This window comes from Streptomyces sp. NPDC043878, assembly GCF_056435735.1.
In genome coordinates, this window is the sequence record NZ_JBWKDW010000021.1 from 159,881 (window position 1) to 167,430 (window position 7,550).

A 7,550-nucleotide genomic window follows, 5' to 3' on the forward strand; every position below is an offset into this window, starting at 1 on the left:
TTCGGCGAGGCGGCGGGCCTGTGCCGGACGACATGGCTGCTACCACGGCGGTCGTGGTACCCCAGACCTTGGTGAGGACCCACGGGATGGTCGCCTGCGTTCGGCTCGTTCCCCGCCTCGCGACGACGCCTGAAACGGCTCGTCAGGTGTTCCTGCCGTCGCCGCTCAAGGGGGACCACCGAGGTGCGCCGCTCAAGGGGGATCACCGAGGGGGACCCAGAAGCCGCCAGTAGTTGATCTTGGAGGCGTCAGCGCTTCCGGCGGGCGGCGGGGTCGCGTTCGGCGACGTGTCGGGCGACTGCGTCGACGCCGGGGCGGGCGTAGCGTTCCAGGGAGCGGACGGAGGCGTGGCGGGAGCGGGCCAGCAACATCGGGGTGGAGGTGCCGCCCTCAGCGTCGTGTGTCAGGGCACTGTGGCGTAGCCGATGGAGCGTCCAGCCGTTCAGGTCCTCGATGTCCTCGGGCGAGGCGAGAGGGTTGGCCAGTAGTCGGGTGTTCTCCTCGAAGATTTCCTCGGCCCGGCGATAGGAGAGCCGGGCCCGGCCGGTCTCGGGGCACACGTCCAGCGTGGGTGTTCCGGCCGGGGCCTTGCGGTCGGTGAGGAACAGCGGGCCGCGGGTGCGACGGGCGATCAGTCGGGGCAGGAGTTGGGCGGTGCCGGACTGCCAGTGAATCCACTCGATCGCCCCGCCCTTGGCGGTGATCCTGCCGCGCTTGTCCTGCGGATATAGGTCCTCCACGTTCAGGCACAGCACCTCATCGGCGCGGGCCGCCGACTCGTAGAGCATTTTCCAGAACGTCTTCTCCCGCAGCGAGACGTCCAGCCGCCACAGGGCGGCGATCTGTTGCTCAGCAAGGGCCTTGGTGCGGTCGGGCGGTGCCGGCCGTCGCTCGATGCCGATCGTGGGGTCGGATTCGATCCATCCCTGGCGCTGCCACCAGCCGATTGCCTTGCGCGCGATGGACAACTCCCGGTTGACGGTGTCGGCGTCCATCTCGTCCGCCCGCGCCGCCGCCAGTTCGGCCAGCACCTCGGGCAGGGCTGGGTCGTCGATCGCGGTGAGGGGGAAGACGGGCGGCTTCGCGCCTCGGCGGGCGGGCCCGGTCGGCGCCGGTTCGCCGGCGAGCACCCATCCCCATGTCGTCAGCGAGATCCGGTAGATCCGCGAGGAGGACTTCGCGATGCCCGCGCCGGTGAGGTACCGCTCGACCGCTGCGGTGTACGACGAGGGCGGGGCGGACAGAGGCATCACCCGGGCGCGCGGCAGCCGGAGCGCGCCCCCGCTCCCGAGTTCGGTCACTGGTTCGATTGTCACGTCCGTCCCGCCCTTCCAGTGCTGCCGCAGTAAATCCGGTATTTACTGCGGCACCATCCTGGCGAGTCACTAGGCGCGCCGGAAGTCCGATAAGTGAACCTCGAAGCTGAATCGCTGCCACCGCCGATCGCTGTGCCGTCGACCCTCGCGCCCGCTCCAGCCCCGAGCCTCACCCTGCGCTACATGTCCGTTCGCCGTAGCTATACGAGAACAGGGCCGAGTTCCTTGCGTCGACCGGCGGAGACATGGCGGTCTTCGGCACTCCAGATCGCCTGGCCGGCTTCGCCGGCGTGGCGCCAGCCCACGCGACTCGGGCCGAATCAGCGGCAATCTCCACCGGCCAAAGCGATACAGCAGAGGGCTCCAACGGGTCTTCTACACTTCAGCGTTGATCAGCATCCGCTACTGCGACGAGTCCCGCCGTTTTTACGACCGCAAACGCGCCGAGGGCAAACGTCATACCCAGGCCGTGCTCGCTCTCGCCCGCCGACGGGTCAACGTTTTGTGGGCCCTGCTCCGTGACGGGCGGTGCTACGAACGGACACCACCCGTCACGGCAGCGGCTTGACAACAAGATTAGTAATCGAGGTCGAGGTAGTCGATGTCGTTGAGGGTGACGTCGGAGAGGCCCATGGCGCGGGCTCCGCCGTCTTGGAAGTAGATCTCTTTGAATCCTTCGGCGATGATCGCGCGCATCTGCTGGTCGCTGGCTCCGGCGTCGCGGGCGTTGAACAAGCGCTGTGCGTAGGTGGGGGGGAGGTGGACGGTGAGCCGTCGGAAGCGTCCGTCGTCGGTCGTACCGATGGGTGCGGTGTAGCCGAACCGGGCCCTGGTTTCCACGGTGATGCCCGTGGTGGTGGCGGCCTGCTTCCGGCGGCGTCTGCGGACCTGGGGCTGCCAGCGCGCCCGTACGGCGGCGTCGATCCGTTCGGCGATGGCCTGGGGCGGGTGTTTGCGTTCGCCCTTGCGGTAGCGCTCCACCGACCGCTGGCTGACCCCGATCTCCCGGGCAACGGCTTTCGTCGTCTCGAGTTGCTTCATCAGGAAGTTGATGCGCGCCTGGAGTGTCTTGGGCGGCTGGCGGGTGAAGCTCTCCCGGTCGGCCCGCTCGATGGCGTCCTCGATCTCTCCCACAGCGCCTACTCTCCTTCGTCGAGGACGGCGTCGCCGCCCTTGATGTGGCGGGCGGGGTTGTAGCCCTGCTCCATGAGGTCGACGGCCCAGAGCATCGACTGGACGCCTTCGAGCTTGGCCAGGCCCGGGGTGGGTCCGAGGCGGAACCCGCCGGGCTGGGGCTTGCCGGAGGCGGCGTAGGGCAGGAAGTCCAGCGGCGAGGGGCCGGGGCTGGGGTAGACGACGCAGTCGGAGAGTACGGCGAGCGGGTACAGGCCCGTCATCGTGGCCATGTTGCGCAGTTTGCGGTGCATGTTGATGCGGGCCTTGCTGATGACGGCGGCGCGGATGTCGGGCCGCCAGGTCGGCCTCTGAAGGGCCGGCCACCGCTCGCCCTCCTTGTACTTCTTGCCCTGGGGGCGTTCGCGCAGCTTGCCGATGCCGCCCTTGACGGTGGCCTTGATGGCGGCGAGGACGGCCGCCATGGCGGGGTCGGTGTCCTTGTGCTGCTCCATCGCGGTGAGGAAGGCGCGGTCGTCCAGGTCCCGCGTGACGCCGAGGTCGGTGAGGGTGTCGACGTAGGCGGTCTTGAGCCGGTCGTGCCACGGGTCCAGGTACGCGCCGGTCTCCCGTCGTAGGTATGCCTCAATGGGCTGGACGTTGTAGCCGAGTTCCTGGGCGTAGGCGACGGTGTGCGTCTGATACCAGGCCGGACCCGTCGGCCGGGTGCCGTCCGGCGTGAACGGCGAGGGCAGACGCGGGTCCACCTCGACGTGGGACAGATCCACCAGCCAGCTCCCGGGGATCTTCGGGTTGAACGTCGGGGCGTGGAAGTGGTCCGGGGCGGACAGGCCGACGACCAGGCGGGCCGCGGCAGCGAGGAACGCCGTGTTCAGGTCCAGGCCGACCGCGTACGGCAGCGTGCATTCCTCATCCGTCAGCAGGCTGACGTCGCGCACCCACTGGTACGCCTCCTCGTTCAGGAACCCGCCGTTCCAGCCGGAGTTCACGACGACGGGGTGCTCGGCGGTGGCCTCCGGCGGGGCCGGGTCCATCGGCTCCGTGCCGAGGGAGCCGGGGTTGTGGCCGGGCACCCAGTTTCCCGTCTGCGGGTCCTGCACCGCGCGGGTGGGCGGGCGCAGCGCTGTCATCAGCTCCAGCCCGGACACGGCCGTCGAGCCGCGCGGGGTGATGACCCGCTGGGCGTAGATGCCGAGGACGCGGGCGATGTCGGCCGGCTCCATCTGCGTTACGCCGGGCCAGGACCGCTCATCGAGGGCGTCCCACGACAGGATCGCCAGCTGCACGCACTGCCGCTCGCGCCCCTGGGCCTTGCGGTAGATCCTTGCCCATGGCCCGAATCCGCGCTGGGTGAGCCGCCACTTCGCCTTCACCACCTGCGTGACCACCGGATGATCCTCGCGCAAGCGCAGGGAGCGGCGCTGCTCATGGCCCTCCAGGCGCTCGGGCAGTCCGAGCTTCACGGCGGCCGCGGCGGTGAGCACGATCAGCGGGTCGCTGTCCTTGCCGTTGCGGTGCAGACGCGCCGCACCGAGCCCGGATTCCCTGAGCGTCCACTCCACCAGCTCCACCACGCTTGTCGCCGGGCAGTCGAGCACGATGCCGCCCGTGCCGTACGCGCAGCCGTCACCGTCCAGGACTGCGAGGGGCCCGTGCGGGAAGCGCGGGTCGGCTGCGGGCTTCGCAGCCTTCTTCGCGGCCGGACGCCGCGATGTCGCGCCAGCCAGGGTGGCGGGACGCGCCGGTTCCGCACCTGGAACGTTGGCAGGCTGAGGGGCGTTTGTCGTCTCCAGCTTGGACGCGGCCGGTGCGGCGGACGCCGCCGGTGCCGGCGCGGCTGCCGAGGCTGCGCCGGGGGCCGGATACTTCGCCGCCCACCCGTTCAGCAGCCGCTGGTAGGCATCAAGACGCGGCGACTTCGGCTCGCTTCGGCCGTTCTCCCAGTTCTTCACCGACTGGGTCGTCGTCTTCAACGCGGTGGCCAGGCGGGCCTGGGTGATGCCGGCAGCCTCACGCAACCGGGCCCGCTCCGCCGGCGGCGGCAGGTGCGGCTCCTCGTTCAACAGAGCGTCGACGGACGCGAACAGCTCTTCCTCAGATGCCATTCCCTGCCCCTTCACGTCAAGACCCGATACCGCTTAGCCAAAAACTTATCCCATTCCTTAACCGGGAGCGCGGTGGCGGCCGTGAGCAGTGTGACGCGGCGCCATCGTGGTCCGGCTTGCTGACCCGTCGCAGCGAAGGCTGAGCGATTCTCACCGAAGTTTGAGTGCTGGACCGGCAGCTGAGTCTGGTACTACGGCTCGGACAGAGCATCCTGGGCGTACCGGCCTTTCCCGCTCATACCGTCAGGCCGGCCGGGAGGGGAGCAATGGACGCCGACGACCGTACGGGGTCATACCCGTGGTCCACCACGTCACCTCAACATCTCGACCAGATGGCCGGCGGATGACCAGATGGCCGGCGGAATGCTGCGGGCTGCCTGTGGAGCGCACCAGGAGCTGCGGCGAGACTCTCCGGATCCGGCTCGATGGGCGTCGGCTCTCGATCTGCTGATGCGGCAGAGACAGGCGATGTTGGGACCCGATCTGCCGCACAGGAAAGGTTTGTCCGTGCCGCTCTCGCGCGCCGGGCCGGGACGATGTACCGCACGCCGGGGAGCAACGGATGGCCAACGCCTTCGATGCCGCCGGGCGGATGATGCTTCCGCACGCCTCGCCCGAAGGCTGGGCCGCCACCGTCGCCACCGACTTGGCCCGCGGCGACAAGGCGCTGGAGACGGCGGTCAAGGTGGGCAAGTACATTCTGCACCCCACCCCTTTGGCCCTCGCCAACGACGCGACCCGCATCGTCGGCGATGCCCTGCACGACCTCAACGTGCGCCGTCTGCAGGAGCTGACCCACTCGCTTCGCGGCTACGCGAGCGCCACCGGCCCCTCCCACCCGGTCATGTCAGCTGAGCACGACCGTCCGTCCGTGAGGGAGCCGAAACGACCGGAACGCCCTGACTCGGAGCCGCGCATCAACGTGGGGCTTCACCGCTCGCCGGTGACGACGCCGGAACGCCCTGACTCGGAGCCGCGCATCAGGCTGGGGGTTCCCCGCTCGCCGTCGACCCGTCGACCGGTGGACTCCGTCTTGCCGGTCACCAACTTCAACGGCGTCGACCTCGACAACAAGCTCGGCTCCACCGAACTCAACTTCCGCCGGGTCAACACCATCCACGGCGACCTGGGCGCCACCACCACCGTCACCTACGACTCACCCAACCCGTGCAGCGCCGACAACCCGCCCACCCAGTCGTCGAATACCAAGGACTGCTTCTGGCAGAAGTGGACCCCGGAAGGCGACACCGCTTCGAAGAGCGGCTGGTTCAAGAAGTTCCTGGTCACCAAGGTGACGGTCGACCCGACGGTCACCAGCAGCCAGGACGGCGCCCCGGAGATGACCACCAGCCACGACTACCAAGGGGGTGCGGGCTGGCGCTTCACCAACGATCCACTCACCGCGGACGCCGACGAGTCCTGGTCGGACTGGCGCGGCTATCAGCGGGTCGAAGTCACCAGCGGCACCGGCGCGGTCAAGCACTCCACCTTCCACTGGCTCTACCGCGGCCTGGACGGCGACCGCACCGCAAAGGACACCTCCGCCACCCGCTCGGTATCGGTCACCGACGGCGAAGGCACGTCCTATCCCGACTCGCCATGGCTGCAGGGCAAGAGCATCGAAACCTCCGACCGGGATGACGCCGGCAGTGCACAGGCACGGGTCTTCCACCACTACTGGACGCACGACACAGCCCAGTACACCGGCCTGCCCGACGCCCGCTTCGTGCGCGAAGACCAGACCACCACCCAGACCAAGATCTCCTCCGGCTGGCGCACCCACGTCACCCAGGACGAATACGACGCGAGCACGGCCACCTCGGCCACCTACGGTCTGCCGCTGCGCTCCGGCGACCAGGGCGAAGAAGGCATCGCCGACAACCGGTGCACCACCTACGGCCGTGCCTACAACACCGACCTGTACGACGGCAGCCCCATCCAGCGCTGGATGGTCCTGGTGGACGAAAGCCGCCACTACGCGAGCGGCTGCAGCGAAAGGACGGCATCGAACCAGGACGGCTGCACCTCCGCGTTGTTCGACAACGCCGCCACGGTGGACACGAACAAGCCGGTGGACGGCAACCCCACCTCCACCAGCGCCGGGATCCCGGACGCGGTTGACGGCTTCCCCCGGGTGGCCACCCATACCCTTCAGTCCGCAACCACCTACCTGTCCGCGTACGCCTACACGGACGGCCTCGGCCGGAACCGGGAGCGGCAGACCTCCCTCCCCGACGGCACCGATCCCTCCACCGGGCAGGAGGTTCCCAACCGGCAGGTCGCGGTGACCCGCTACGACACGGCCGGCCACGTCACCGGCACCTCGGTGGTCTTCCGCAACCAGGGCACCGCGGGCTCCGGAGGCCCCGTCAGCCCCCAGGTCGCCGACCTGCCCTCCTACACCGACCTGACCCTCGACTGGGCGGGCCGCACAACGGAGTCCAAGCTCTTCGTCGGCGACGGAACAACGGCCCGCAGCGTCAACGAGGGCCACCTGCTGACGGCCTACCACGGCGACTACACCACCGTCACGCCCGCCGCGGCCGGTCCCACGGACACCTACAGCGACGTGTACGGGCAGACATCCAAGGTCGTGGAACACAGCGCCAGCTCGACCGCAGCAAGCCCGTGGACACGACCGTAGGCGTCCGCTACGGATCGGTCGGTGACCTTTCTTTCTCCATCGGCTACGGCCCCTGGCAGGAAACCCTCAGCCAATTCGACACTCCTGAGATCTCTCACGGAGGTGCTCAAACATACGAGCTCTATTTCATGGCCGAGCACCCGAACGTCCCTCTCCCACATTTCCGTTACAACCATGACGGTGTGTACGAAGTGATGTGTGATCTCAACAACGACGACTGGGTAGGAGTCGTCAATGTCCTTGGGGACAACGCCGAGCTAGTGCCGCATCAGGCAACGTTCGCCCTGCCGCGATGCAGCGCTCAGTTGCTGCGTCGGGCGGCCAGAATGGTGACGTGGCTGAACGGGTGCA

4 protein-coding genes and 2 pseudogenes are annotated in these 7,550 nt (G+C 68.6%); 3 read left to right on the forward strand and 3 right to left on the reverse strand.

Annotation, left to right across the window (positions count from 1 at the left end):
- Positions 1–248: 248 nt before the first annotated feature.
- On the reverse strand, positions 249–1,301 hold the full coding sequence (locus tag AC07AZ_RS27340; protein WP_478852225.1) for a tyrosine-type recombinase/integrase: 1,053 nt from the start codon (positions 1,299–1,301) through the stop codon (positions 249–251).
- Between the two features lie 230 nt (positions 1,302–1,531).
- Between AC07AZ_RS27340 and AC07AZ_RS27345 the strand changes: the two are divergent.
- Positions 1,532–1,884: pseudogene (locus AC07AZ_RS27345) on the forward strand (transposase); the annotation flags it as partial.
- 8 nt (positions 1,885–1,892) lie between these two features.
- Here AC07AZ_RS27345 and tpg read toward each other — a convergent pair.
- Positions 1,893–2,450 carry a telomere-protecting terminal protein Tpg gene (gene tpg, locus AC07AZ_RS27350; RefSeq protein ID WP_478852227.1) on the reverse strand — a complete coding sequence of 186 codons (558 nt, stop codon included), beginning with the start codon at positions 2,448–2,450 and terminating at the stop codon, positions 1,893–1,895.
- Between the two features lie 5 nt (positions 2,451–2,455).
- Positions 2,456–4,555 (reverse strand): telomere-associated protein Tap, encoded by a 2,100-nt coding sequence (gene tap, locus AC07AZ_RS27355; protein WP_478852229.1) that lies wholly within the window; start codon positions 4,553–4,555, stop codon positions 2,456–2,458.
- 562 nt (positions 4,556–5,117) lie between these two features.
- On the opposite strand from tap, the gene AC07AZ_RS27360 reads away from it, so the two are divergent.
- Both AC07AZ_RS27360 and AC07AZ_RS27365 read left to right on the forward strand, forming a co-directional pair.
- Entirely contained in the window at positions 5,118–7,199 is a 2,082-nt protein-coding gene (locus AC07AZ_RS27360) for a hypothetical protein (protein ID WP_478852231.1), read from the forward strand.
- Positions 7,184–7,550, forward strand: a pseudogene (locus AC07AZ_RS27365) (hypothetical protein); the annotation flags it as partial. The gene AC07AZ_RS27360 and the pseudogene AC07AZ_RS27365, both read left to right, overlap by 16 nt.

Bases quoted from the DNA above. Each gene is read 5' to 3' on its own strand.
- tap (WP_478852229.1), bottom strand. From the start codon at position 4,555: ATGGCATCTGAGGAAGAGCTGTTCGCGTCCGTCGACGCTCTGTTGAAC.
- AC07AZ_RS27360 (WP_478852231.1), top strand. From the start codon at position 5,118: ATGGCCAACGCCTTCGATGCCGCCGGGCGGATGATGCTTCCGCACGCC.